We start from the raw sequence: 1341 nt of genomic DNA, 5'->3' as shown, positions 1-1341 counted from the left end.
TGAGGTTCCCCCGTTTTCCCGGAACTCCGGTTACCTGGCTCGGACGGGGTCGGGTTGGGTGGTAGCCGTGTCGGGTTGATCTTGGAGTGTGCGGTAGTACGCCTCCTCGTACTCCTCGGGTGACAGGCCGCCGAGCCGTTGCTGGATGCGGCGGGGGTTGTACCAGCCGTCGACGTAGCGGAAGATCGCCGCTTCGGCGTCGGCGCGGGTGGCGAAACTCGCGTTCGGCCAGTAGATCAACTCGGTCTTCAGCGTCGACCACAGGTTCTCGGCCAAGGCGTTGTCGTAGCTGTCGCCGGTCGAGCCGGTGGAGGGCGCGATGCCGGCGTCGGCCAGCCGCCGGGTGAACCGAATGGCCGTATATTGACAGCCCTTGTCCGAGTGATGAACGAGCTGACCCGCACGAACGTCACGGGACCACAGGGCGTACTCCAGCGCGGTCAGCACCAGGTCGGTGTCGGCCCGCGGCGCGGTCTTCCATCCGATGACACGGTTGGAGAACGCGTCGCGCACCGAGGCGAGCCACAGCACGCCCTCGCCGGTGAGGACCCGGGTCAGGTCGGCCACCCACAGCCGGTTCGGCGCGGCCGCGGTGAAGTCGCGCTCCACCAGGTCGGGCGCCGCCGTGTGGCGGGGGTTCTGCCGGGTCGAGCCGCTCTTGCAGCCCTTGCGCAGGTGCGCGCCCTGAAGTCCGTTCTGGCGCATGATGCGTTCGATGCGCTTGCGGCCGCACTGCACGCCCTGGCGCTTGAGCTCGAGCCACACGCGCGGCGATCCGTAGGCGGCGGCGAACTCGTTGGACGCCCGGATCTGATGGATACGTTCCAGCAGCTCGGCGTCCCGCATCTGCCGCCGTGACGGCGTGGTCGCGCGGGCCCGCCAGCCGTAGTACGTCGAGGACGCGATGCCCAGGACCCGAAGGACGAGACCGACCGCGAAGTCATGGGAGTCGATGAACCTCATGACCGTCGCCGGGTCGGGTCGATCTCGGCCGCGAAATAAGCGCTGGCGGCCCGCAACACCTCGTTGACCCGCTTGAGCTCGGCGATCTCCTTGCGCAGCCGCCGGTTCTCCTCCAGCATCGCGGTGGTCGGCCGGTCATCGCGCTCGCCGTGGTCGGCCTGGTCCTGCCGGATCCAGGTGCGCAGCGCCTCGGGATGGACGTTCAGCTGCTCGGCCAACCGCCGGATCACCGGCTTGCGATCGGACTCCCGATACAGCCGCACGGCTCGTTCACGCAGCTCATCGGGGTACTTACGGGGTGGTGCCACGAAAACTTTCCTTCCAGGTCTGAACGATCAGACCAGGTCTGGAACTCTCCGGCAAAACGGGGGAAGCTCA

The 1341-nt window shown here is 67.8% G+C and carries 2 protein-coding genes; both read right to left on the bottom strand.

All coding sequences use genetic code 11. From position 1 onward, the window contains the following. Window positions 1–30 precede the first annotated feature (30 nt). Entirely contained in the window at window positions 31–963 is a 933-nt protein-coding gene (locus DPM19_RS34685) for an IS3 family transposase (RefSeq protein WP_111872333.1), read from the bottom strand. After that, a complete protein-coding gene (locus DPM19_RS34680) occupies window positions 960–1271 on the bottom strand; it encodes a transposase (protein WP_111872332.1) in 312 nt (103 codons plus the stop codon). The genes DPM19_RS34685 and DPM19_RS34680 overlap by 4 nt, the downstream gene beginning before the upstream one ends. Window positions 1272–1341: the final 70 nt, after the last annotated feature.

This window comes from Actinomadura craniellae (genome assembly GCF_003289645.1).
Classification (GTDB): domain Bacteria; phylum Actinomycetota; class Actinomycetes; order Streptosporangiales; family Streptosporangiaceae; genus Actinomadura_D; species Actinomadura_D craniellae.
Note: the sequence above shows the minus strand (reverse complement) of the source record. Positions and strands in the feature narration are given on the sequence as shown.